Annotated in this window: 25 protein-coding genes and 1 pseudogene; 14 read left to right on the top strand and 12 right to left on the bottom strand. The window is 40.8% G+C overall.

Going from position 1 to position 25,188, the window contains the following annotated elements; translation table 11 throughout:
* Window positions 1-101: 101 nt before the first annotated feature.
* Window positions 102-539 carry a hypothetical protein gene (locus PseudUWO311_RS11450; RefSeq protein WP_142655365.1) on the top strand — a complete coding sequence of 146 codons (438 nt, stop codon included), beginning with the start codon at window positions 102-104 and terminating at the stop codon, window positions 537-539.
* A 140-nt stretch (window positions 540-679) separates the two neighbouring features.
* On the opposite strand, the gene bchI is transcribed toward PseudUWO311_RS11450, so the two are convergent.
* The 9 genes from bchI to PseudUWO311_RS11405 form a co-directional block, all read right to left on the bottom strand.
* Window positions 680-1,753 carry a magnesium chelatase ATPase subunit I gene (gene bchI / locus PseudUWO311_RS11445; protein WP_190303468.1) on the bottom strand — a complete coding sequence of 358 codons (1,074 nt, stop codon included), beginning with the start codon at window positions 1,751-1,753 and terminating at the stop codon, window positions 680-682.
* Window positions 1,754-1,933: 180 nt separating this feature from the next.
* Entirely contained in the window at window positions 1,934-2,953 is a 1,020-nt protein-coding gene (locus tag PseudUWO311_RS11440) for a glycosyltransferase family 2 protein (protein WP_142655364.1), read from the bottom strand.
* Window positions 2,954-3,024: 71 nt separating this feature from the next.
* A complete protein-coding gene (locus tag PseudUWO311_RS11435) occupies window positions 3,025-4,851 on the bottom strand; it encodes a hypothetical protein (protein WP_142655363.1) in 1,827 nt (608 codons plus the stop codon).
* Between the two features lie 98 nt (window positions 4,852-4,949).
* The gene (locus PseudUWO311_RS11430; RefSeq protein WP_142655362.1) at window positions 4,950-6,209 is read right to left on the bottom strand and encodes a lipopolysaccharide biosynthesis protein; all 1,260 of its coding nucleotides are present in this window, start codon (window positions 6,207-6,209) and stop codon (window positions 4,950-4,952) included.
* On the bottom strand, window positions 6,188-7,204 hold the full coding sequence (locus PseudUWO311_RS11425; RefSeq protein ID WP_142655361.1) for a glycosyltransferase: 1,017 nt from the start codon (window positions 7,202-7,204) through the stop codon (window positions 6,188-6,190). Before PseudUWO311_RS11425 ends, PseudUWO311_RS11430 begins: the two co-directional genes overlap by 22 nt.
* Entirely contained in the window at window positions 7,201-8,562 is a 1,362-nt protein-coding gene (locus PseudUWO311_RS11420) for an O-antigen ligase family protein (protein ID WP_223807541.1), read from the bottom strand. Before PseudUWO311_RS11420 ends, PseudUWO311_RS11425 begins: the two co-directional genes overlap by 4 nt.
* A gap of 5 nt (window positions 8,563-8,567) precedes the next feature.
* Window positions 8,568-10,055 (bottom strand): GumC family protein, encoded by a 1,488-nt coding sequence (locus PseudUWO311_RS11415; RefSeq protein WP_142655360.1) that lies wholly within the window; start codon window positions 10,053-10,055, stop codon window positions 8,568-8,570.
* Window positions 10,052-11,158 carry a polysaccharide biosynthesis/export family protein gene (locus tag PseudUWO311_RS11410; protein WP_223807540.1) on the bottom strand — a complete coding sequence of 369 codons (1,107 nt, stop codon included), beginning with the start codon at window positions 11,156-11,158 and terminating at the stop codon, window positions 10,052-10,054. The genes PseudUWO311_RS11415 and PseudUWO311_RS11410 overlap by 4 nt, the downstream gene beginning before the upstream one ends.
* The gene (locus tag PseudUWO311_RS11405) at window positions 11,133-13,289 is read right to left on the bottom strand and encodes a sugar transferase (protein WP_142655359.1); all 2,157 of its coding nucleotides are present in this window, start codon (window positions 13,287-13,289) and stop codon (window positions 11,133-11,135) included. The genes PseudUWO311_RS11410 and PseudUWO311_RS11405 overlap by 26 nt, the downstream gene beginning before the upstream one ends.
* 616 nt (window positions 13,290-13,905) lie before the next feature.
* On the opposite strand from PseudUWO311_RS11405, the gene PseudUWO311_RS11400 reads away from it, so the two are divergent.
* Window positions 13,906-15,117, top strand: coding sequence for a glutathione S-transferase family protein (locus PseudUWO311_RS11400; protein ID WP_142655358.1), 1,212 nt, complete (start codon window positions 13,906-13,908; stop codon window positions 15,115-15,117).
* 81 nt (window positions 15,118-15,198) lie between these two features.
* On the opposite strand, the gene PseudUWO311_RS11395 is transcribed toward PseudUWO311_RS11400, so the two are convergent.
* The gene (locus PseudUWO311_RS11395) at window positions 15,199-16,584 is read right to left on the bottom strand and encodes a cation:proton antiporter (RefSeq protein ID WP_142655357.1); all 1,386 of its coding nucleotides are present in this window, start codon (window positions 16,582-16,584) and stop codon (window positions 15,199-15,201) included.
* A 565-nt stretch (window positions 16,585-17,149) separates the two neighbouring features.
* On the opposite strand from PseudUWO311_RS11395, the gene PseudUWO311_RS11390 reads away from it, so the two are divergent.
* The 10 genes and pseudogenes from PseudUWO311_RS11390 (at window position 17,150) to PseudUWO311_RS24880 (ending at window position 23,602) form a co-directional block, all read left to right on the top strand.
* Window positions 17,150-17,788 (top strand): hypothetical protein, encoded by a 639-nt coding sequence (locus PseudUWO311_RS11390; RefSeq protein WP_142655356.1) that lies wholly within the window; start codon window positions 17,150-17,152, stop codon window positions 17,786-17,788.
* Between the two features lie 54 nt (window positions 17,789-17,842).
* Window positions 17,843-19,768 carry an ATP-binding protein gene (locus PseudUWO311_RS11385; RefSeq protein WP_142655355.1) on the top strand — a complete coding sequence of 642 codons (1,926 nt, stop codon included), beginning with the start codon at window positions 17,843-17,845 and terminating at the stop codon, window positions 19,766-19,768.
* An 87-nt stretch (window positions 19,769-19,855) separates the two neighbouring features.
* Window positions 19,856-21,223 (top strand): DUF1802 family protein, encoded by a 1,368-nt coding sequence (locus tag PseudUWO311_RS11380; RefSeq protein WP_190303467.1) that lies wholly within the window; start codon window positions 19,856-19,858, stop codon window positions 21,221-21,223.
* Between the two features lies 1 nt (window position 21,224).
* A complete protein-coding gene (locus tag PseudUWO311_RS11375; protein WP_142655353.1) occupies window positions 21,225-21,551 on the top strand; it encodes a DUF433 domain-containing protein in 327 nt (108 codons plus the stop codon).
* A gap of 1 nt (window position 21,552) precedes the next feature.
* On the top strand, window positions 21,553-21,762 hold the full coding sequence (locus PseudUWO311_RS11370; protein WP_142655352.1) for a hypothetical protein: 210 nt from the start codon (window positions 21,553-21,555) through the stop codon (window positions 21,760-21,762).
* 186 nt (window positions 21,763-21,948) lie between these two features.
* Entirely contained in the window at window positions 21,949-22,137 is a 189-nt protein-coding gene (locus tag PseudUWO311_RS11365) for a hypothetical protein (RefSeq protein ID WP_103666525.1), read from the top strand.
* A gap of 204 nt (window positions 22,138-22,341) precedes the next feature.
* Complete coding sequence (locus PseudUWO311_RS11360) at window positions 22,342-22,566, top strand: DUF2281 domain-containing protein (protein ID WP_142655351.1); 225 nt, start codon at window positions 22,342-22,344, stop codon at window positions 22,564-22,566.
* A gap of 1 nt (window position 22,567) precedes the next feature.
* Window positions 22,568-22,966 (top strand): type II toxin-antitoxin system VapC family toxin, encoded by a 399-nt coding sequence (locus PseudUWO311_RS11355; protein ID WP_142655350.1) that lies wholly within the window; start codon window positions 22,568-22,570, stop codon window positions 22,964-22,966.
* A gap of 154 nt (window positions 22,967-23,120) precedes the next feature.
* A complete protein-coding gene (locus PseudUWO311_RS11350; RefSeq protein ID WP_142655349.1) occupies window positions 23,121-23,369 on the top strand; it encodes a hypothetical protein in 249 nt (82 codons plus the stop codon).
* A pseudogene (locus PseudUWO311_RS24880) lies at window positions 23,350-23,602 on the top strand (Txe/YoeB family addiction module toxin). The gene PseudUWO311_RS11350 and the pseudogene PseudUWO311_RS24880 overlap by 20 nt, the downstream one beginning before the upstream one ends.
* A 12-nt stretch (window positions 23,603-23,614) precedes the next feature.
* On the opposite strand, the gene PseudUWO311_RS11340 reads toward PseudUWO311_RS24880, so the two are convergent.
* The gene (locus PseudUWO311_RS11340; RefSeq protein ID WP_142655348.1) at window positions 23,615-24,040 is read right to left on the bottom strand and encodes a type II toxin-antitoxin system VapC family toxin; all 426 of its coding nucleotides are present in this window, start codon (window positions 24,038-24,040) and stop codon (window positions 23,615-23,617) included.
* A complete protein-coding gene (locus PseudUWO311_RS11335; protein ID WP_142655347.1) occupies window positions 24,037-24,387 on the bottom strand; it encodes a hypothetical protein in 351 nt (116 codons plus the stop codon). Before PseudUWO311_RS11335 ends, PseudUWO311_RS11340 begins: the two co-directional genes overlap by 4 nt.
* Before the next feature lie 167 nt (window positions 24,388-24,554).
* Here PseudUWO311_RS11335 and PseudUWO311_RS11330 point away from each other — a divergent pair, with 167 nt between their 5' ends.
* Together PseudUWO311_RS11330 and PseudUWO311_RS11325 are read left to right on the top strand one after the other, a co-directional pair.
* Window positions 24,555-24,773, top strand: a complete 219-nt coding sequence (locus PseudUWO311_RS11330; protein WP_142655346.1) for a DUF433 domain-containing protein — start codon at window positions 24,555-24,557, stop codon at window positions 24,771-24,773.
* 17 nt (window positions 24,774-24,790) lie between these two features.
* Complete coding sequence (locus tag PseudUWO311_RS11325; protein ID WP_142655345.1) at window positions 24,791-25,018, top strand: hypothetical protein; 228 nt, start codon at window positions 24,791-24,793, stop codon at window positions 25,016-25,018.
* Window positions 25,019-25,188: the final 170 nt, after the last annotated feature.

Genomic DNA, 25,188 nt, shown 5'->3' with positions numbered 1-25,188 from the left:
ATCAGCATAATTCTCGCCTTTGCCATATTTTGGAATGATAGATACAATTTTATCTATTATTCAAGTTTGCAAATATTAATCCACAATTACAATATATCAAGATGAAGACAAAACTAATCTGGATGGGACTTGCGATCGCTATAGGGCTTGGGATACCTCTGTTAAGCCCTGAAATGGCTATCACAGCGATTCCCCCTCTCTCTGATAAACACCTAAAAGCGATGTCAGATTATGTCGTGCTTGGGACTGTGACCAACATTCAAAGTAGAGAAGTGAGAGTAGACATGGGGACTGATTATTCATATAAGGCTCGAATCCAAGTTAATCGCATAGAATTATCCAGAGCAAATACCCTTACTTCAAAAAGAAGCATTGAAGTCCTTTATAGAAAAACTGGAAAACGACCTAATGGATGGGTGGGACCACAAGGACAGTCTCAACTCTTAGAGAAAAACCGCAAGGTTAAACTCTTTATCCGTAGAGACGCGCAAGGCAACCTACATTTATTGGAGCCAAATGGATGGCAGCCAATCAATTGACAATCCATATCGACTCAATCAAAAACCAATAAGAGAATGGCTGTGCTTCGCACAGCCATTCTCTTATTGGTTTTTAGGTGCTAATGCATTTGGCGATAGAATTAAAAAAGAGTGAAGCAATGCTTCACTCTTTTTTAATTCTATTCTTCTTCAATCCCAAAAATCTGATTGAAAGTTTTAAGAACTTTGTAACCAGTATCAATTGACTCAAGAGGATCTTTACGCAGACGGTGACGTAGGCATAGACCGATGACTCGCTTAATGTCATCCACTTCTACTTCCTTGCGACCTTCAAAAGCCGCGATCGCTCTAGCAGCACGATTGCTGACAATATCGCCGCGCAAACCATCGACATTAAGCTCAGAGCAAACTCTGGAGATATTCAAGCGTAGATCTTGAGGAATATCCACTTCACTGAGAAGAGTTTGTGCTCTCACGATCTTGGCTTGGAGTTCTTCTTGGCGATCCGAATATTCCTTCAGAAAGCCGTGAGGATTCCCGTCAAAATTAGTGCGCTCTTCAACTACACGCACTCGTAATTCTGGCTCGCGTACAGTACGAATTTCGGCATACATGCCAAAGCGATCGAGTAATTGCGGACGCAATTCGCCTTCTTCAGGGTTGCCAGAGCCGACTAATACAAAGCGGGCAGGGTGACGAATAGAAATCCCTTCTCGTTCAACGGTATTCCATCCCGAAGCCGCAGAATCTAACAGCACATCGACTAAGTGATCGTCTAGAAGATTGACTTCATCAATGTAGAGAATACCGCGATTTGCTTTTGCTAATAGCCCTAATTCAAAGGCTTTCACCCCTTCCGATAAAGCTTTCTCAATATCAATTGTGCCGCAAACACGATCTTCGGTTGCGCCAAGGGGCAAGTCCACCATGATGACTTGCTTAGTAGTGACTGGTAGAGTTTCGCCATTGGCAACACGGCGGCGCACTTCTTCGCTTTGCAAGTCGCCGTCAGTGGGATGGCTGCTAAATGGATCGTCAGCAACAACTTCGATTTCAGGTAGGAGGTCGGCAAGGGCGCGAACGGTGGTGGATTTGCCCGTACCGCGATCGCCCATGACCATTACTCCACCGATTTTAGGATCGATGACGTTGAGCAACAGGGCGAGCTTCATTTCTTCCTGTCCGATCACGGCGGTGAAAGGAAATACAGGTCGTCTTGTCGTTACAGTTGGTTTAATGGGAGTTGCAATCAAGGTTTTTTAAATTTTGTATCGATAAAATGTCACTCTAGCCAATATACAGCTTTATCATCGCTGATTTCCTGAAAATTTACAGAAAACCTATGGACTGTCATGGGATTTATATTGTCCTAAAACCCAAAAGAGAGCTGCGGTGCTTTGTGTCGCAACTCTCTTTTGGGCTTTAGCTTTAGACTACTTCTTGCTTTTTGCGATCGCTTTGCGTTGGCTATCACCTGTGAACTTAAGAGCAAGATTTTCTATGCCGTTGTACAAGCCACGAGGCAGCATCCACATCAGATAAGCCGCAAAAATTGTGAGCAGCGATCGCATCGGTTCATAAATTAAGATTTTCCAATTGCTTGCCAAGGCGCGATTTACAAGGTTTACTGCCGCTTTGCCATCTTTGTTGCGAATAGCACGGCGGGAGAGGTAGCGGAATTGATAGGCACGGGCAAGAGATTCCCACTTTGCTAATAAATCGGGAGCATAGGTGCGGGTTTTTGCCATTACCTTTTCCCATGAATCTAGTTGTTTAGTCATGTTTGCAGATAAGCTGTCAGGATTAACACGGTAGAGCGTGAGCGGTTCGGGAATGCCTTCAATTTGCCAATTAGTTTGAATAGCAATCCTAATCCAGCATTCAATATCTTCTGACTGACGGAATTGATCATCAAAATAGAAGTCTTCTATTTCACCATAGAGATTGTCTTGAAATTTAATACCCTCAAGCGCGTCACGACGAATCACGGGAGCTGAGCCGTTGCCAATCGGGTTACGACAGAGCAAATGTGGAGCGTCAATACCTGTTAGTTTTGGCATTTGGTATGTACCCAGAGATTTACTATTCTCATCAATAAAAGCGGAACGGCTAAAACTAATACCAACTTTGGGATTTGATTCTAGATGTTGAACATGTTTTGCCAGCTTTTCTGGTAACCAGAGATCATCGCTATCCAGCAGCGCAATATATTCCCCTTTTGCATGACGAATGCCCGTATTTCTCGCTCCTGCTAAGCCGCGATTTTTTTGATGGACAATCTGGATGCGGGGATCAGCAAATTGCTCACAAATAGCAATACTGCCATCTGGAGATTGATCGTCAACGATAATTAGTTCAAAATCTCGAAAGGTTTGGGCTAAGACTGATGCGATCGTTTCTTTGATAAATCGTTCCACGTTATAAACTGGAACAATCACTGATGCTTTAACCATGGCTTTCTATAGTTTCCTGTTATTGACCGATAATTTTAGGATTAGGATAGGCGGCGCTTTGTCCACCTATCCTAATCACGCATATCCCAATAGTTGAGTAGCGTCATAAAACGAAAAAAATCATTTGGCGACTTAGCCCATTGATTGAGAGATATTTGCCAAGGATCGCTTCCCCATAATTCTGCAAGTAGCTGACGATCTTCTAAAGGAGCTTCTTCCCATGTTTGCTTGAGTGTTGGACTATTTTGAATATACCAACCTAGATTTGGCCAGGAGCCATCTGTTGCAAGTCCTTGATTCCCAACTGTTGATATTTCACCTAACCGCCTACGAAACCAGTCTCTTGAAAAAACAAGGAATTTTTCGATAGTGGAAGCCCCAGGTCGCCAACCATAGTTAGCATCAAGAATATCTTGTCCGCAAATTTTAGCGACAACTTTGCCCCATAGTAAGCGATTTATTTTCCATTTTGCGGGAATACGGCTATATAAGTCAGCGATCGCGCGATCAGCAAAAAAATCATCATAGGCAAAAGCCCGATACATAGTTTGTCCTGAACTTGCGGGTACATAACAAAGTGGACGAATGCGTTTATTCTCAACTTTAAGGCGATCGCTATCAGATCTGAGCCGAGTGGGTACGCCCTCAAAATAGTTCGCAAATCGTTGTTTCATCTGTGCTTTGAAAGCTGGAGGAAAGGGGGGAGACTGGTATTCAGGATAGGGAAGAAAGCTCTCTACACGTTGGCTTTTATAGCGAAAGAAGGGCAGTGACTTTCCAAATAGCTTGACAAACTCTTTGTCTAATATCTCACCTTTAAATAGCATGTCGGCAGAGCAAGCTGATAGTACTGTCGAAACTCCAATTTGCTGTAATAACTCATGCGTACCAATAAAGTGATTGTCTTCCAGAGACCACATTGCGCCAGAAACACTTACTCCCTTTTTCATCCAACGGGGATAGTAGTCTTTATCTCTTGCAAAGCCAATATATTCGACCCCTGCGGACTCGCAGAGCTTTTGTGATAATCCTGATTCTCGATTGGGAACATCGTATAAATTAACTCCCACCATCGTTGAGGGATCGGCTGCGGCAAATACCAATAGCCGAGAATCCATACCGCCACTGATAAAAGTAGCCGTTTTGCCAAGTCGCGGTAATGTGCGGATCCGAATCGCATTGCTTAGGGTATCAGCAAGCAGGTTGACGGTATCCTGTAAGTTGTCAAAGTATCCATCTTGGTGAGGTTTCCAATATTCACTCTCGGAATAGGTGGTATTAGCTAAATCCCAACATAGGTGCTTGGCGGCTCCCGCGTATTTGATTTCGTTGTAATAAGTGTGCGGTGGTGTAGCTTGCCATTCTTTTAGAAATTCAGCCATGGAGACATGATCAGGTGTAGTTCTTACTTCAGCATCAGATGCGATCGCATCTGCAAAAGTGGAGATCACGCAACCCTCAACTTTTTCGGGTGAATATAAAAATAGGGGATGACCACCAAAATGATCACTTAAGCAATGCAATCTCTGCGATCGCGGGTTCCAGACCAAAACTATTGCCGAGCCGTTATGCCGCTCAATGGCGGAGATGTCACCTTGAAGATAGCGATCGAGAATGAGTCGATTGCTTAGTCCGCCCTTAAGGTGACTCATTTTTTCTGCCCGCTGCCAGTCTGGCTCATCCCATGCCACACGACCAGACGTGAATATACGCACGCCTGTCTCAGGGTGATAAGCAGGTGCAAACAAAAGTGGAGGATCTTGACTCACCCAAGCGATAGAAATGTGGCGTTCAGAAAAAATATCAATTTGCTCATTGGGAAAGAACTTTAGCCGCTCTGCGGCTTTGACAATTCGATCAGAATTTTGTTCGCCAATGATTGCGTATAGCCCTGCCATATTCCAAACATCCTTTTAGAAAATAATTAATAAAATACAAGTTGAAGAGGTCAAACCCAAAATAGAGTTGCGGCGCAACTCTATTTTGGGTTTGACAGCTATAAAGAGCGAACATATCGATTTACCCAAAGAGTATAAATTGGTAAAGCGAGCCAATGCGCCAAAAGCACAGCTACAGCGATACCGATGATATTCCAATTTACGCCTATCAGTAATGCGATCGCAAAGAAACCCGTGAAGAATATATTCCATTTAAGATCCCAATCTGGTTTATCCAAAGCCCATAATGCTCTTGCAGCAGCATTAGCAAAAGGTCGAGGAATAGCAGAAAGACAAATCAAGATCAAAATTGGTATAGCTGGCAACCACTTAGCACTGAAAATGATTGGCACATAAATTGGTGCAAGACTAGACTGCAAGAGCACAAGTGGTACAACAATCCAAGCGATCGTTTTAAGGCTGCTAAAGTAACGTTCTTTAAATTTATCTGGTTCACCACGAGCAGCACATAAATGGGGAAATAGTGCTGAGTCTAGAGCCTCGATCGCACTCATACTAATTCCCAATCCTGCATTAAATGCAAAGTAATAAATTCCCAGTGACTCAACCCCAAGGAATTTACCCGCTATCAAGTAATCAAGGTTATTTCTAAGCGTATTCATTGTCTTGATCCCTAAAATGCTACGACCAAAACGAATAATTTCCTGCCATCCTTTAAGTGAGAACTCCTTGCTAGGTCGCCATGATTGGTTAAAGTAATTGATTGCCACCCAAATCGGTGCAACAATGACTTTGGGTAGAATGACTGCCCAAACTCCGATACCGCAAAAAGCTAGAACAATTGTTAAGACGTTGTCAAGAGAAACTTGTACCCCATTAGCTAAAGCTAGAACATGCAGGCGATTTTCGCGCTGGGATAGTGAAGCTTGGACTAGTCCGAATGGTATTAGCAGATAAACAAAAGCCATCGCACAAATCGGTAAAATCAAATTTTGATCTTGATAGAACCAAGCTATAGGAAAAGCAATAAAGCATTGGAGAAGAAATAGAACGGAACAGACGATCCAGTTCAGGCAATATGAAGTTTGAGACAAGGTTTCTATATCTTTTTCATCTGCTTGAACTAGCTTATCCCAAATACCATTTTGGGTAAACACTTCTATAAAAGTGTTGGTAGTGAGAATTAAAGCTGCTAATCCATATTCATATTTAGAAAGCTGTCTTGCGAGGATAACAGTAGCCGCTAACCTTGAGATCCGAATAAACAGTTCCGATAAACCTAGCCAACCTAAATTTTGGAGGAATCGACTAGCTAGTTTTTGTTTGACTGTATCTATTAACTTGCTAATAGCCGACATAGTAAGCCCTCCCAAGAAATCAAGTAATCTTCCCAAGCATTAACGACCAACTGTCTTCCAGTCTTCCCCCATGTAATCAAGTCTTCGGCAGACATTTCATCAACCATATTGATGGCTTTAGCTAAAGATGTTGGATCGTTTGGAGGTACGAGCAGCCCACAGTTAGCAACTTGTTCGCTGAGTCCATCGACCTGCGAAACAATCACGGCTTTTGCTGCGGCTTTGGACTCTAAACAAACATTACCCCACGGTTCCCAGTTGGAAGGTATCACTACTACATCACATTGAGCTAAAAATGAAGGTACATCAGATAGAGAACCGACAAAATGAATACGGGGATCACCAGCCGCCAGAGATCGCAATAAGTCCTCATGTTCGCCATAACCGCCAATTAGTAATTTAATATCGGGGGTTTTGACTTGTTGCATCGCTCTGAGCAATGTGTCAAAGCCTTTTTGCTGATCAAATCTTCCATAAGCTCCAAGTACAAGGATCTTGCTACGAGGCTTTTCAGGTACAGAGAAAAACTGATCGAGGGTTCGACATTGCTGGATCATTGCCAGATTTTTTAATTGCACAAGGTGATGCGATCGCATCCAATTTTTTTGTCCTTCTGAAATAGCAACTACTAACTGAGCAATCCCGTAGCTAATTCGCAACATGATGCGAAATCGCCAAGGCGATCGCACTTTCCAATATTCAAAGCTTTCAGAGTAATGGTGTTCTTGGATTAATAATTTAGTCGCCAAGCGGAAGCGAATTAATCGCCATAGAGATCGCCATGAGCAGGGATCATGCCAAATTACGACATCGGGTTTGATTTCTGACAATTTAGCTAAGGCTTCGCTCTCGGAGAGAAATAGAAATTCAAACTTTTCTTTGAGCCGAGAATTAGTGAGACTGCTACTAGTACTTTTAATGCCACCTACATTGCGATCGCTAAGTAGATGGATAACTTTGGGCTTGGGTTTCTTAAACTCAGTTGGCAATGTCATGGGGTCAATTCTTCCGTATTTATATTAGTAGTTTTATTCGTGTTTTGGGCGATCGCTTCAATCGGTTTCTCAAGAGGACGCTCTAGAAATCCCATACCGATCCCGAGTAGTCCTGGCCAGTATAAATAGGCAAGAATTTCTAAATTTTCGCCAAAGGTATATAGAAAAATTACCAGCAACATCGTTAAGCCCAACTTCGCAGTATCACTACGTTGAGACTTGATCAGCAAATCAATAAAGCTATAGATTATTGGAATTGCTAGAGCCCCAAAGCCCACTATCCCTTTGACAAAAAGCAATCCATACCAAGTGTGATGGGAGCCAATCGGCATATATTCCACCATATGCGGCCCGCTCTCGACGATGCCATGCCCCCATATTGGCGCTTCATTTTGCCAACGTTCGATCGCAATTCTGCCGAGGGCTGCTCTTACCCTTGAAGAATCTTTACGAGCGGCGGTAAATTGTTCCGAAAATTTTTCCAGTCCTTCAGATAACATGGGCAGAGTAACTCCCCCAGTACTTGCGATCGCTCCTGTGATCATCAACGAAAGTGCTCGAGAAATTCGTGATAGGAGTTCTACTAAAATCCAAACTACAGGTAAACAGAGCAAGGCTAACCGAGATTTGGAAATCTGACACATCATAATGCAGCCAGCGATACCGAGGTACTTCCATTTTTTGCAAGGTTCACGCAAGATCATAAAGAAGTAAATGTTAGCGACAAAGCCTAATGCTGGAGCCCATGGGGTAAATAATCGCCAACGTGGCGTATTGTCTCCTGGGTCAATTTCATAGAGACGGAATTCAAAAAATTCTGGGCCAGGGCCACCGATTGCTTGCAATGGAGAAATAAATAGTTTTTCGGGAAGTTTGACATAGTAAGCGGCAATAAAGATCGGAGAGAACAAAAACACCATCGTACAGACCAAGGCAGCCGCCCGATAGAGTAACTTTGGTCGAATTGGCAAGCATCCTGCCATTGGGAACAAAGCCAAGAGCGCCCATCCCTTTGCCCAGCCAATGGAGGATTTAATAATCTGTCCCATATCTAAGTAATAATCTAGATGCCCCATGATTAGAGACAATTGCATTAGCATCATGCCACCAATCCAAATCCAAACTCCAACAGGAACACGAATACGCTCCCATAAAGGTGTATTGGGATTCTGACACCACCAACGCAAGCATAAACATCCCAATAAGAGCCAAGGTAAAACTGCACCAAGGACGTATAGACCACCAATAAAATAAATCGCAAAAGTTCCCACGATCGCATACCACACCAATTTCTCTTCGAGGTTTTCTGGAGTGATTCTTAAATGTTCAGGGGTCTGGAAAATTTTGGCGATGTTCATAGTGGCTATCCCATTTTGCTGCGATCGCTATTAGGGATAGCGCGTAAAGTGGGTAACTCCTTCACTTCAGGATGGTCAATTTCCCCATACTCAAACTCTTTGTTGCGTTTCAGGATCATCAAATTCCGCTTCCATAGCAAAAATGTACCTATGGATACAAATAGTGATCCCACAAATGCACCAGCTAAAACAATTTTTGGTTGTGGGGATGCAGGCTCATCGGCTAAGCTGGGCGGTGAAAGTAGTTGGGCTAAGGGATAGGCGGTAAAGATATCAGACTTGCTTAAATCAATTTTGGCAAGGGAAGAAGCGAAAACAGCTTCGGCAACTTGAGCATCCCGTTGTAAGCGATCGAGTTCCAATTGTTTTTGGGTCAAGTCACGCAATCGATTGTCAAAATTTTCAATTTGGCGACTGATTTCATCCGCTTGACCAGACACTCCTCTCTGCTCCGCCTGAACTGCCACCAAATCACGATAGAGGCTTTCTTTGCCAGTGCTCCCCGCCACATTTAAATTTAGTTTGGCAAGCTCTTGCAAATTTGAGCGCCGCTTTAATAGAAAACTAGCGCGATTGGTAACGGCTTCACTAGCATTGCGTTGACGGGCCAATTCTTTAACCACATTAGGATGATTTTCGCCCCATTTAGAATTTAGAACCGTCAAAGTTGCAGTTGAGTCACTGTAATCTCTGAGGCTCTGTTGATAAATTGGATCTGACTGTAATGTAAAGGCATCACTAGCTTCATTTACACTCAATCCTAGACTGTCAGACAATTGCTGAAGGCGATCGCTTAATAATATATCTTGAGCAAGCATTTCCGCTCTTTGTTTCCGTAATTGCTCTAGGCTGACAGCTACTTCTTTCACCTGCTCAGTGGTACTTAGACCAGATCGGCTTTTATAAGCCGCTAATTTCTGTTGCGTCTCTGCTAATTTGATTTTTGCTGAATCCAGCGTTACCTGCGTACCATCATCTCTCTTGGAAATTTCATCTTGACGCAACTTATTCACTTTTTCCATGAGCTTCTTATGAAGCGCAAATCCCCTTTCTTGGGCTGCTTCAGCAGTAGGTGCTTCAATCTCTACTTGTAATATGGAAGTATTATCAATTAACTTACTTTTGGGCTTTCCTAATTCTGATGTCTTGATATTTAGAAATTTAGCCGTTTCTTCTAATACAGGTTCATCGTTGAGAATGTATTGATAATTTGCCCGAGGATCTAGGGAAGACCCCCCAGAATTAGCAGTACTGGAAGAAGAAGCTTGACCGATGGTTGGTAGATTCACATTAGCCCCCACATTTCCTCCTGGTAAAATAATTGCCATTTTACTAACATACTTAGGCTTAGCTATTTTTAAATACAACAGCGCTCCTGCCCAAATCCCCACATTGAGAACTAATCCCAATACCAAATAAACCCACCATCCCGAACTTGGCGATTGTTTAGGAGATTCTAGATCGATATTTTCTATAGTAGGTTCCTTACTCATAGATTACTCCCACTAAAAATATCTCGAATCAATTTTATTGGATTAAGAATATCGCCAATAAAATCTAAAACACCTCGTACTTCTGTAACAGTTGAATCATAGCAGGAAACGCTGTCTTGAGGCATTAAAAAAGGGTTAGTTACATCATCTTTGGAATTGCGGATTAAATCTTCAACAGCTCGATCGATCGCTACAGTTTCGCCAGTCGCACGGTTAACGCGAACAAGAACTGCTCGACGAGCAGCATTAGTTGTTGTTGTACCTCCAACGCAGTTTGCGGCAACCACAGCTTGAGAAAATCTTGCTCCATAGGGGAAACCTGTAGAATCCTTGTTAATCCCCGCCGTGGAATTACTATTAGCAGGTATCGATAAATTAGATAAAAAAACCAAAATACCAGGTGGTGTAATCTGAGAAGGACGCACAATCCTTGGATCAATTGCCAGTCTTTTCGGAACTATGACCACATCACCTGCAACTAGCGGTATATCTGTCACATCTTCCCCAGAGAAAATCCCTGTAAAATCAACAGTGATCTTCTTGTTTTGGCGAATAACAGTAATTTGAGTAACATCAGCAGTTGGCATTACCCCCCCTGCTGCTCGTAAAGCCGCAGTCAAAAATCTTTCAGGAGCATAGTCTCCTGATGATTGAGAAAGTTGCTGAGCACGAACTTCTGGACTACGGTTATTGATTTGCACCCGTCCAGGCTGAAAAGTTTCGCCAGAGACATTTACTTCGATTGGAGCCAAGACTAGTGGAGTAAGTGAGACTTGTAAAAAACTTGCTCTAAAATATTTTTTCTCGATTAACTGATTTTTAATTTGCTCCTGAAGTAACGGGATTTCTATACCAACAGCTGGTATGGCTGGAAGATAAGGGATCGCTATTGTTCCATCTGTATCGACTTCATAGATCCCATTAAATAACTCACCTTCTGGAATGAGCAACCGAATGCGATCGCCTGGGGATAGAGGCAAAGCCGATACAGGTTGACTAGCAAAAATGTTAATCGCAATTGTTGCGATCGCTATTGCTCCCAAGACTTCCATTTTGTTGGTTTTGATCTTGCGATCGCTAGACTGCGGCATTGTTTCTTTCAAATAAGACTGCAATAGTTTTCCAGATAAGCCAGAGATCATATCCGAAGTTCCAATTTTTTTTATAAGTCAAATCAAAGTTCATTACCTCCTCAAAGCTCCGAACAGAAGATCTGCCACTAACCTGCCAAACTCCGCTTAGTCCTGGCTTAACATCAAGCCGACTCCATTCAGTCATTTTTTCGTCAGTATACTCATTCTCTAGCTCATATAGTCCAACTTCACCAAAAGTTGGAGGTCTGGTTCCGATCAGGCTCATATCTCCTATCAGTATATTCCAAAATTGAGGAAACTCATCGAAGCTCATTTTTCGGAGGAATTTCCCAACCTTGGTGATTCTAGGATCATTACTATTTTTGAAAAACTTACCGTTATCTCTGTCTGTTGATTTCCCAGTGCTAGAATCTGCAATTTCGTTAGCAACCTTTTGCTTCAACATCTCAGCATTTTTTACCATTGAGCGAAACTTCCAAATCCCAAAAGGCTTGCTCATTAGTCCTGCTCGTTTTTGTTTGAATAGAATCGGACCTTGGCTCTCAAGCTTAATAGCGATCGCAATTGGCACAAACAAAATAGCAGTTATGCTTAAGCCAATTAAAGCTCCTACAATATCCAAGAGTCGTTTTGGGAAACTACGAACTGATGGATGCACAGGTACAATAGGATCTAGCTCGATCGCAGGATAGAAAAAATACATCACATAGGCGATCGCACAGATTACAGGGATATTAATGAGTGCCTGATAGACACGATGAAAAGTGGTGGCAATCCGATGGGATTTGTTTTGAAGCGATCGCAAGCTTTTTCGACTTGGGAAACGATTAGTGCGCGTAGCTGGTTCAATATGAAAAATCTCATCAAGATTAGTCATCTTTAAAACCGCTAGAACTTGAACATTGACGCTCCAAAGCACGAGTTCAGTTGGTTCGAGATTGTCTGACTTACTATCCATTTCTCGTAAGACTTTTAAACAAGATACCAAAGCGCCAACGCCTGAGCTATCGATGAAATTAGTTTTCGACATATCGATAATGATTTTGCGAAAGCTATCTTCCTCTTGGCATAATTGCCGAAAATCATCTTTTAATTTACGTGCTTCGGGATTAAATATATTTTGGGGTGTGCTGATTAAGATGGTGTCATGAAAACTAGCGATTTGGACATCCTGTAAGCCAACCTTCACCGATTCATGATCGCTTCCCATCGGGATAAATACTGCTTCAGGGTATAGGTGAGCAATTTCCTCCGCCCGAACAATCAGCAAATCTAAGGCTTTTAATGCTCTTAGGAGGCGAGCGGAGAGGCTTAAATCGCGGATACGAGTCTTGGACTCTACAAAAATTATTTTGCTTTTACATAAATACTTAGCAGCCACCAAGAACGGGACTGACACTCCAGCCCCTGTCGAGAGCACCAAAGCAGGACGTTCTTTACGTAATAAACGAATCGCTAACAATAAATTCCTGACTAAATTAGGTATATTACGATTGGTAGGACTATATGCCCAATAGGCTTTTTCTTCGGTTAGTTCCGTTGCTGTCGTGCCAGTTTTAAAGGTTATCCAAGTTCTCTGTGAATATGTTTGCCAATATTGGCGTAACCCCTGAAGACCTTTGAAATGACCACCCGACGAGCAAACCAACATCAGTTTGGCGTAGTCTTGACTAGGATAGCGATCGCTCAAATAATCACATAGATACTTATCCTCAGCAAAAGTTAGAGCCTTGCGGGAAATGGTAATTAATTTTAGGAATTTCGCTAAATCCGCAGGAGATCTGGCAATTAATACGCCTTGGTTTTCTAAGTCATCAGCCATTTCAAGCTGATGATTGTCCACATGCTCATGGAATTTTGATGTTCGTGGAACTAAGATATAGGGCTTGTCAAAGTCTTCAAGTAATAAAGCTGTCCCCTCGCCGCAATGGGCGATTACTGCGCTTGATTGCTCAATATATTTCCTAAACTGCGACTCAGGCATGACTTTGCTTACCTTAACATCGTCAGGAAATCGTGTTGACGATCCATATTGAATGGTTACTTCCTCATTAATTATTCCCTCTTTAATTAATAAGTCAACCCAATCCATCAAGGCATTAAATGGATATTGCTCAGTACCGACCGTAACGAGTATCATGACTAATTATTCCCCTCTTACTTTCGCTATATTTACCTTCATTTCGTTGCGTTTCAAGGAATCTTAATATGTCTATATAAAATAATTATTACACTTAATATAACAATTCTAATCCATTTTTGAGATGCAATGATTTGCGAGAATATGTCGTAAAAAAACATATTCTCACAAATCATTTAGAGTGGCTATATTCTTCTATAGTTTACGACAATTTTATGTGAACATGAAAACCGCCATATCGCTTGATTAGAATTGAGTTATTGAGGATTTCAGTTGAGGATGGGACAAAAAATGTAGGAACAATTCATGAATTGCTTCTACATTTTTTATGTTTTTAGTAAATCGGTCATTTAAAAACCTCTATATGCGTTTTAAAGCCTTAGATTGTCGGACTCTAGATAATTATTGGATTTTTAGAATGGTAATGTAAAATTCTCACCAGCAACAAATTAAAAATTTCTATGTAATGGAGATTTTTAGATGAGTACATACTCACTTAAAAACAAAAAAATTGATCCCGTTAAGGTCTTTTAATTTTCATTTTGCCATAGCAAAATGAAAACTGCTATATGATGGATTTATTAAGCTTATCAGCTCTCATCACTACATTTTTTCTATGACTATCGCATCCCTAAGCTGGAAAGAGCTAGAATCCCTCACAGACTTCCAAATAGATACTGTCAATGGCTCCACTAATGCACAAGCCAATTTACGGCTATTTGGATATGCTGAAGCTGATGTGCGCGTGACACTGTATCGCGACCATCATGCATGGTGTCCCTACTGTCAAAAGATTTGGCTGTGGCTAGAGGAAAAGCAGATTCCCTATCGCATTGAAAAAGTAACTATGTTTTGTTATGGCGAGAAGGAAAGTTGGTACAAACGGATTGTTCCTTCAGGAATGTTGCCTGCGATCGCATTAGACGGAAAGATCATTACTGAAAGCGATGACATTTTAATAGCCCTAGAAAAAGTTTTTGGCTCTCTTCGTCATGGCATGACCGACTCTCAAGTAATCCCGATTAGAAGACTAGAAAGAACCTTGTTTAGAGCTTGGTGTGAATGGCTCTGTCGTCCTGTCAGTTCCGCAGCCCAAGAGCAACGCCATCGTCAACAATTTATCGAGGTTATGCAAAAAGTAGAAGAGGTGTTAGCTAATACACCTAGCCCCTATTTTCTTGAAGATTTTGGTACTGCGGATGTAATTTTTACGCCCTATGTAGAGCGGATGAATGCTAGTCTCTACTATTACAAAGGCTACTCCATGCGCGAAGTCAATCCGCGTATGTCCGCTTGGTTTGATGCCATGGAAAGCCGTCTAACCTATCGGGGCACTCAAAGCGACTTTCATACCCATGCTCATGACTTGCCGCCACAGATGGGAGGCTGCTATGAGAATGGCGAACCGCAGATGCTCATTAATAAAGAAAGAGTAGATTATGGCTCTTGGTTTGGACTTCCAGATGTGACTTATCCTGAGCCAGCTAACTCTCGGCAGGAAGCACTGCAAAGAGTAATCAAGCATCGCAATAATATTATTAAAGTCAATCCTGCGGACAATCAATTGTTTGATCTTGCCTTGCGTTGTGCTTTAACGAATATGATGACTGATGAGGAATGTATACCTCCATCTGATTCTGATATTGCTTTGCGATATCTGCGCGATCGCATTAGCGTACCTCGCGACATGTCAATCTATGCTGCTAAGCGTCTGAGAGAAGCTCTAGAGAGAACTGCTGCTTTAGTAGGCGATCGCCAAAGTCCGCCCATTCCTGTCAGAAATCGCCGCGATCAAGATCCAGCAAATTTTATTGCTTTTAAAACCTAAGAAGAGAATGGCGGCGCGATGCGCCGCCATTCTCTTCTTAGGTTTTAAAAAGAAAGGCGACTCAAAGAGCCGCCTTTCTTTTTATGCTAATTCTCCACTTGCTGTCGGTTCCTTGGGGTTCCCAAAGGCTATCCGCAGAAATGGAGGTGCAAGGAATGTGGTCATGATTACCATGATGATAATGGCTACCTCTAGAGGCTTGTCGAGCGCACCGCTAGCCGTACCAATCCCTGCAAATACTAGACCGACTTCACCACGGGGAATCATACCCACACCGATCGCTAGGCGATTGATATCGGGTATGCCAAAAACGACCCAACCTGTGATGACTTTACCCGCGATCGCCACTGCGAGCATAAATACTGCGATTAATAAGCCGCTGCGGTTTTCAGGGATCATCGGATTGAGGACACTGAGATCGGCTCTTGCTCCTACAGTCACAAAGAAAACGGGTACGAGTAAATCCGCAATGGGTTTAACCAGTTCATCTAATTCTTTGCGAGCATCCGTTTCATCAAGTACCAAGCCTGCGGCGAAGGCTCCTAAAATTGCTTCTAAATGGATTGCATTCCCGATAAAAGCCATCACATAGGCAAAGATAAAAGCAGGAATGACGATATTGCCGCGAGTCTGGAGCTTATCAACTATTGCAACAAAACTTTTGTTAAAGAAACCACCTAACAAGATTGCTCCAAACAAGAAGGCGATCGCGCTGATTAAGAGAATAGCGACGTTGGTAATATCAACCTCACCTGTTTTCGCCAAACTCGCTACCACTGCTAAAACGATAATTCCCAATACGTCATCGATGACAGCAGCACCAACGATGATTTGTCCTTCCTTGGATTTTAGCTGACCGATTTCTGCTAGGACTTTGGATGTAATGCCAATACTGGTTGCTGTAAGAGCCGCTCCTGCAAAAATAGCGGGAATCGCGGCAACATGGAAGAAGTACATTAGTCCGAGTGTCCCAGCCGCAAAGGGAGCAGTCACTCCGATAAAGGCAACTACAAAAGCTTGGATACCGACTTCTTTGAGTTGGCGCAAATCTGACTCTAAACCAATCTCAAATAGAAGGACAATTACGCCCAATTCAGCTATTACCGAAATTACTTCGCTTTGTTCTGCAAATATGCTATTAACGGCTTCGGGTGATAGGTTGTTGAGCAACTGCAAGCCCGACATGATCAAAGAGTCCGATGCAGCAAAACCACCTTCAGGAAAGATGACTAAGCGCAATGCGGATACACCAATAATCACACCAGCAACTAATTCTCCTAAAACAGGAGGTAGGTCTAGTCGCTTAGCAATTTCACTACCAACTTTACTAGCGATGTAAATGACAATGAAGGTGAGCAATACCCCTGACAAAATAACTGGAGCATTGTCTGCCTCGGCTGTGGCAAGTAGAGTGTAAGGTATTTGCAATCCAGATAGGTGATTGGCGATCGCATTGGTCGAAAACATAGGCTATGGGTACTTATACGAGGATATTCAAAGTTAAATGCAGTTATTTTGGGCACTGCATGTTTTTTTACAGCGCTTTGCGGTCAAACCATAACCAATAAATTTTTTGAAATTTTTAATAAGCAAAACTTTCAAAAAATTTTTTGTAGTTATTTTGGTCTGAAATTGCTGTAGAAAGCTATGCACAATTAAATATAAAACCCAAAGCCATAGGCTGCGCGTGCGGTAAAGATTTTGGCTCTGGTTTTTTAATTATGCTGAGGTACTTAGGGCGCAAGGCGATTCACCTTGCGCTTCCTGTAGATCCTTACATTATGATGATTTAGGCTATGCCTCTCAAGTATTGAGAGTTACAGTTTAGGCTTTGATCCCTTTGCTGCAAATCAAATCAACGTCATTTAGCAATGCTAGAAAGCTTTTCCATAAACGATTTAATCCTTGGAAATTTAGAAAACAGGTCAGAAAAGTATTATCCTAAAAAAAGTGGGTGCAGTTGCTTGATTTCAGTTTTGTTTTTGCTTTGCAGATATTTACATAGTTCGGGTTCGTAACCTAAGAAATAACAATGAGTAAAGTTAATACAGAGATTCGTTTGCTTCTAAATTTGTGGGGCTTGGGAAATGGGCAAGGGCTAGTCAAGAAAAGTGAGCTTTTGCGCCCCTATAAGGGTAAGGAAAAGAAAGCTGTTTATGAAGTTAGTTTGAACGATCTTGCTGATAGTGGCGCGATCGCTTTGACGATGGATAAGAAAGTGCCGAAGTTGTCGCTGACGGATGCGGGTTCGCAACAGTTGGCGGCGGGTTTATTGTCGGCGGATTTTGGGTTTGAGGGTCAGTTGGTGGGCAGTCGGTTGGCGAATGCTGCCTTGAGATGGTTTAGGCAAAACCAAGGTGTTGGTGTGAGTGTGGATGCGATCGCGCCTAAGATCTCGACTTACGAAGAGTTTAAGGTTGTGGCGATCGAAACCTATAAACAACTCAACCGAGATTATAACCTCAGTAATCTTGTGCCGATTTATCAAATCAGAAGAGCGATCGGCGATCTCGTAACACGCGCTCAATTTGATAAATGGCTACTAGAAACTCAAGCCAAAGAAATTTTTCAGTTTATAACAGGTGGAGTTGCAGACCTTACTCCAGACAAGGAACGCGACTCGATTACAACCGAATTAGGCGGATTGCGCTACTATGCCAAGCTTCTATAGAGAATCATTAGATCCGAGGTAATTAAATTAAAAAATAATAAAAAGAGGTTTGTAATGTCTACACCGTCATCATTTGATGAACTTTACAAAGTAATCAATAAGAATAATCCCTTTGATGTACCGCCAATTGTCACAGGTCAAGATATTTGGAATGGCAGTTTTCCTGATTTAACGACTTTAAACGCTCATGCCTCAGATGCAGTTTTTGAAGTGATTGAGCAAGTCAGATCAGGTAAACCCAAGGTAACGTCTTTAGCATTCAGAGCCGAAATCGGTGTGGGAAAAAGCCATTTGATTAGGCGTATTCGCCAACGCTTGCAAGCGGATAAAAGCGCTTTTTTTGTCTACGCAAATAAGTATGGTGATTTGAATTTGATTCACTATCAATTTCGCCAGATTTTAGCTGACAGCCTAAAACAGTCAAATGGACAGGGCATAACCCAGTGGCAAGAGCTAGCTGCGGCGATGGTTAACCAAGTCGTTTCCAGTAAAAAACCCGCATTAGAGCTAGTTGAAAAATTCCCCCTAGCCTTGGCAAAAAACCACGATCTGATTGATAAACTCACCAATGCCATCCTTAAAGCAAAACCAAAAGTCGGCGATCCTGATATCGTTAGAGCAATTTTATGGACATTGGGAGACTCCGCCCATGCCCCTTTTGCGATTAGATGGCTTGCTGGTAAAGAGTTGTCAGACGCTAAGGCAAAAGAACTTGGATTGCCAAATCCAACTAGGGAAATCAAATTATTAGAGGCAGATGCACTAAGTGCAGCACTACAGATTATCAGCATAGCTTCTGATTACAACCCTATTTTAATCTGTTTTGACGAACTAGAAGGCACTGAGGTTAACGAGGCTGGTTACTTTAAATCTCAAGTTGTTGGAGGTCTAGTCAAAGACTTATTTGATGCTATTCAACAGTCTGATGTTACGAAAGGAGTTGTAATTTTATCAGTTATACCTCCTACTATTTGGGAACAACTTGTCAATGTTCTTAAAGGATCAGGTGTAGAGGGAATAGGAGATAGACTCTCGTCAAAATATCCAGAACCTCTTGACCTAAAATATGCAGATGGAGAAGCTGTTGTTAGTATCGTAGATCTATGGCTTCAAGAGTTTTATCAATCTCACAACCTTGTACCACCAAATCCTGTGTTTCCTTTTGAGGAAGAGAAACTGAGATCTTTAGGAAGCGAAAAGCCGACTATCAGAGCATTGTTGAAATGGTGTCGTGATAACTTTAGAGTCTCCCCACAACCTGTTAACCAGAAAGACTTGATTCAAAAAGCCTATGAAAGAGAATTATCTCAAGATGGTGAAGATTTCTTGGATGACAGTGAACTTATCGCCAGAGCGATCTATCTTGGATTGACGACCCTCAGAGGACAAACAATTGAGAATGTTCTGATTCAAGATGTCACAAATCAAATTAAGCCTGTCAAAGAAAATAATAGATCGATTCAATTTAAGATTATTGCAACGGAGAATGGTAAAGAAGAGGTGATCGGTGTTGCTGTAATTCAGCATACTCATGGGCTGACTGTCGGCTCAAGGATGAATAAGCTGACAATGTATGACACATTTAAGCTTACTCGTGGCTGCATGATTCGCTCACAAGATCGTAAGATCAAAAAATATTGGGAAGCACACAATTGGCGAATTAAACTTGATCAGATGGGTGGTGAATTTATCCATCTAGAAGCTGAACAAGTAAAACCACTTATAGCGATTCTTGCTGTGTATGACAAGCGCGAAGGATATGGTGTAAGCGAAGATGCTATTTCAACTTTTATTGCTGATTCACAAATCGCCTTCAATAATCTCCTGATTAAAGAAATCCTAAGTAATCCTTCAAATATCATTTCTGATGATGATAGTGAAGCTGAGCCAGTAATTGAGAATGAAAGCAATGAAGTAAAACCAACTTTTATTGATATTACTGATGAAGTTAATATTGATATCGATAGTTTTCTTGAATAACCAACACCACTTTTTTGTTAGAGTCAGATAAATTTTATGATTTCCATCGCCAACGGTTTACGCATTTCGGCAACAAATTTAGATGCTTTGAAAAGTGGAAAAATCGTTGGTGCTTTTTCTAAAACTTTTCTTGCTCTCGACAAATGCTTTGCACTCTATCCCGACTTACAAGTTCAAGACTCAGAGACAATAAATGTCGAATTTTGGGCAGAATGTAAAAACTGTGAATCGATTAATAATACTTTCCCCTTATCAAATCTTTCAAAATTCACAGCATTGTCTACCGAAGAATTAGAAAGCATCTTTCAACAACGCGCAAATATATTTCTATTATCTTTGCGCGTTTATCAATTGCCTAATCCCATTCAAGTTCAACCGCAAGCAACAGGTAATTTTGTCCCTTTATCAGAAGCAGTTACAATTATTGAGCGGATGCCTATTCTGAATGATGAGCAGTTTCAAGAAGCTCAAAAACAATTTCAAAGCATAGATTTATCAGTTATTCCTAACGAGATTTCGACTACTTCTATCATAGCTGATGAATTTCTAGATATACATCCTAGCCTTCTAGATGGATTTATTGACGTAGAGCCAAATACTACAGTTACTGTAGATTTAGTTGATGAAAATTCAAGTGCTCAAATAGCAGATATTGAACAGCCGAATGAGGCTGAATCAGATTGGATAAAAACAATTTCAACTTTAGGCGATCGCAGTATCGAAACATTAGAAAAAAAGAGTAATGTAAAAGCTGGAACAGATTTTGAGAATATTGTTAAAAAAAGCTTGGAGTTTATTGGATTTACAGTTGATCATGTTCATGCTGGAGGTTCTGGAGGGTTAGATTTGTTTTGCTCAAAGCCATTTCCACTAATAGGAGAATGTAAATCTGGCAAAAATATACCTGGTAATACTGTTTACGAATTGGATAATCTAAGTGACGATCATCTTGAGGATCATATAGTTGCCAACGCTCAGAAACTGATCATCGGTGCGGGTAAACCAACACCACAAATTCAAAGAAGAGCGATTAGAAAGAATATCAGTATTATTAACCCAAGATCATTACAAAAATTAGTCGAATTAAATCATAAACATTCGAGAGCGATAAATTTAATCGAACTTAGACCGTATCTCATAGCTGGTCAAGCCGATCATAAGGTTGATGAGTATATTCAAAAAGTTGAAAATGAGATCAAACTACGATCTCAGATTGTTAGCTTAGTTAGCACCTATTTATCTTCAAGAAGAGCTAACGATGTAGAGCTAAAAGTTCTTGAGGGAGTATTTTTTAATAATCCACATACACAGAATCTATCTATAGAAGAACTAAAAGAAATACTAATTGAGCTTTCTTCACCATTGGCAGGATATTTAGGAAGAGTAGAGGAGAACGGGAAAAAGTGCGATCGCTTTTACTACCTGCGAGACTTACCGATAGAAAAGGAGACATAATATGACACTCAAAGAACTACAACCACAACTACTATCCCTAACCCCCGAAGAAAAATCTCAAGCAATCCAAATCCTAGTCCAAAGTCTTAGCAACACATGGCAAGGCATCGAAAAAAATCCAAGAGTCATGGGTGGTGACGCTTGCATTCGTCAAACCCGCATACCCGTATGGCTGCTAGTAAGCCTCCAACACCAAGGCGCAAGCGAAGCCTACATCCTCGAAGACTATCCCACCCTCACCGCAACCGACCTAGCAAACGCATGGCGCTACGCCGAAACCCATCCTGATGAAATAGAAACAGCCCTTCATAGGCAAGAGGCAGCTTAACATGGCACGACAACAGCGAATTACTAAATCTTTATCGACAAATGCTTGGGATGATGCAATGAGTGAGATTAATAACTGCAATCCAGAAAAGCAAAATCTTAGACGACAAAGAATCAATCAATTATTTACAACATGGGCTATATTGGATAGTGAAGATGAGCAGAAAGAAACTTTGGAAATAATTGAATCTGTCGAAGGTATTTCAATCTAATGAGTCAGATTATCTTTTTGGACTCTACTCTTGTTGAATCATTTGTTTGACGGAAATAATAGAAACAAACTTCACCGTTCGCGGGATATTTGGGAAGAGTTGAAGAGAAAGGGGAAAAGTGCGATCGCTTTTACTACTTACGAGACTTATCGATAGAATAAGAAGACTAAAACGAAGAGAAACAACATGGAAAAAGTAATCATCAAAACTAACATCAAACAACAAGTCAGTGATTTTCAATACTGGCAACAACAAACACCCCAAAAACGCCTAGAAACCCTCGAACAAATTCGCCAAGAATATCATCAATACAAATACAATGCTCAACCAAGACTTCAAAGAATTTATACAATTATTAAACGGCAACCAAGTTAACTACTTAGTCATTGGCGGCTATGCAGTCGCCATACATGTACATCCACGATACACCAAAGACATCGATATTTGGATTGATGTTTTCTCATTAGCCTAAGATAGTTGGGAAGAGATAAGAGTGATGGCTAAAAGTGCGATCGCTTTTACTATCTGAGAGACTTGCCAAGTTAATATATTTTTAGCAAACCTCAAAAAGGAGAAATTATGAATACCGATACCGCCTTATGGCAAGTTGTCATCAATATGCCAGACACACTCAAAACAGAACTTTTGCATTATGCAGAATATCTACTTAACAAATATCCAATAGTCAAAATCGTTGATGAGCAACCTGCAAAACAACAGCATGGCTATGGTAGTTGGGCTGGTCAAATTTTTATGTCAAGTGATTTTGATGAGCCATTGGAAGAATTAGAGGAATATATGTAATATGAAATATATTCTCGATACACACGTAATTTTATGGTATTTGAGCGAAGATCCTAAACTTAGTACCAAAGCAAAAGAAATCGTAGACGCACAGAATAATCTGTATTTTAGCATTATCAGTCTTTGGGAAGTTTCCATTAAAGTTAATATTGGTAAATTGCAAATAAATCGACCTATTGAAGCATTACCAATAGAACTTCAATATATGAATATCCAAATTCTACCAATTACGATTAGGGATATTGAGATATACTCTAGCCTTCCATTACCAAATTCACCGATAAAACATCGAGATCCATTCGATCGCATACTAATTGCCCAAGCAATAAACTATTCCTTCAGCTTAGTGAGCAAAGATACCGCTTTTGATTCTTATCCAGTTTCACGTATATGGGATTAATATTTTCTCATTAGCTTAAGATATTTGGGAAGAGTTGAAGAGGCTGGTAAAAAGTGCGATCGCTTTTACTACTTGCGAGACTTACCATAAAAATTTGAACATCTCCCGATGTCAAGTTAGTTATAATATAGAGAACATAAATTAGGTGCAGCCAATGGTTACGGCAATTAAGCAAATTGGAACTGTCGGTAAAGATGGCAAGATTGAACTTTATACGCCAGAGTTGATTGAGGGTACGCAGGTTGAGGTAATTCTATTAGTTGATAATCAGGATGAAACTGAGTACTTACTATCGAATGAGAAAAATCGTAAAAGGCTATTAGATGCAATTTCTAATATAGAAAAAGGTGAAAGCTCTGTAACAATTTCTGCTGAGGAATGGCATGAGAAATATCGTATTTGAGCCACAAGCATTTCAAGATTTTAATAACTGAGTAAAAGAGGATAAGAAAATCTATGGCAAAATTGTTAGCTTGATTGATCAATCCTTTTGACGGCATTGGCAAGCCTGAACCGCTTAAGTACGAGCTAAAAGGCAGTTGGTCGAGGAGAATTTCTGATGGACATCGTTTAGTCTATAAGATTAATGATGATTCTTTAATAATTGTGAGCTGTAAATTCCATTACGAAAAGTAGATTGCTCTATACCTAAGACCAATCTTCAATTGATAAGTTTTGAATTTGTCCAAAATCTTTTGCATTGCGTGTAATTACAGTGGCGTTGAGAGATAACGCGATCGCTGCAATCCTTAAATCTCTCGTACCTAAACGCCTAAATTGGTGACGTAAAATCTCAAACTGATTATAAGCGTTAGTATCAAAACTAAGTCTCTGTATAGTTTGGAAGAAGTCCAAAGATTTCTCGAATTCTGAATAGGCTAAAAGTAGTCTTGATGACTGGTTAGCTTGGCTATATTTATTAATTTCACTAAGCCATCCTTGGCAAATCTCTTCAGCCGTTATGACTGAGATAGCAAGGTCATCTGGTTCAGTTTGAAATATGCGATCGCAAACTAGAGTATTTCCTTTGAGAAATAAAGAAGCATGATCGGTATCGAGTATCAATAGACTCAAGCGATTTTTTCCTCTTGAATTGCTGTCTGAGAATCCAGTTCACGGCGATGAGAGTCAATGTTGGTTAATACGGAGTCAAATAGCTGACTATTTTTATAAATTCCTGCAAATTTTTGCCAAGGATGTTTTCGTTTAGGAATTTCTAGTTCTAGAGATACGACTTCATTCTCTGATAAGTTTGCAGTAATTAATCGATCTAATTCAGAAATAGCTGATTTGCGATCGCTGCTAGTAACGCTATATTCAGGTAGCCCTAATACTCTAGCGCTGACTCTGCCATCTTTTTCATTTTTGACTAAGACGTTAATAGATAGCTTAGTTTGTCCATTAATCAGTTTGGCGTTCATAAAATTTACCTTTGGCGATCGCATTGGTTACGATGCTTTATATTATGACACTACTTAATGATTCGCGGCATAGGCGATCGCCTTTTACTTGTTGATAGGTTTATGAGTGTAGCGATCGCTTATCGATAGTTGCTAGAATATTAAATATATCTAAATATCACAAATTTATGTTTAGAGACTCCAAGTTTATAAGCAAATCTTCTGATGTTATGGGTGGTACGACTGTATTTACAAATACCAGAGTTCCCGTACAGACACTTTTGGATTATCTCAAGGCGGGAGAATCGATTGATGATTTTTTGGATGGATTTCCGACTGTAACGAGAGAACAGGTTATTTACTTTTTGGAAGAGCTAGGAAGAAGTTTGTTGAGTGTGGCTGCCTAATATGAGGATTCTTTTGGATGAATGTATTGATCGCCGATTTGCTTATTGTCGAAAAGCGAGTAACCTACTCATTGGAACTAAAGGGCAAATTCATCCTAATTGAGAATGTTCCTGCTCGTGTAAACGAAGAAACAGGAGAGCAATTTTTTGCGCCATCAACTGTGATGTTGCTACAACAAATTGTTTTGGACGGTCAAGAACCAAAGCGTGTAATTCAGACACCTGTTTATAGCTACGCCGCCTAATCTAAAGCCTGAGTTCTTCGCCATTGACGGGATATTTGGGAAGAGATAAGAGTGATGTCAGAAAAGGCGATCGCATTTACTACCTACGAGACTTAGCGATCTGAATTGTTAATTTGGTGATTAGATAGGCAACAATGTTATGTGAAATAATTAGAGCAATAGCGATTTAG

This window comes from Pseudanabaena sp. UWO311 (assembly GCF_006937785.1).
Classification (GTDB): Bacteria; Cyanobacteriota; Cyanobacteriia; order Pseudanabaenales; family Pseudanabaenaceae; genus Pseudanabaena.
Note: the sequence above shows the minus strand (reverse complement) of the source record. Positions and strands in the feature narration are given on the sequence as shown.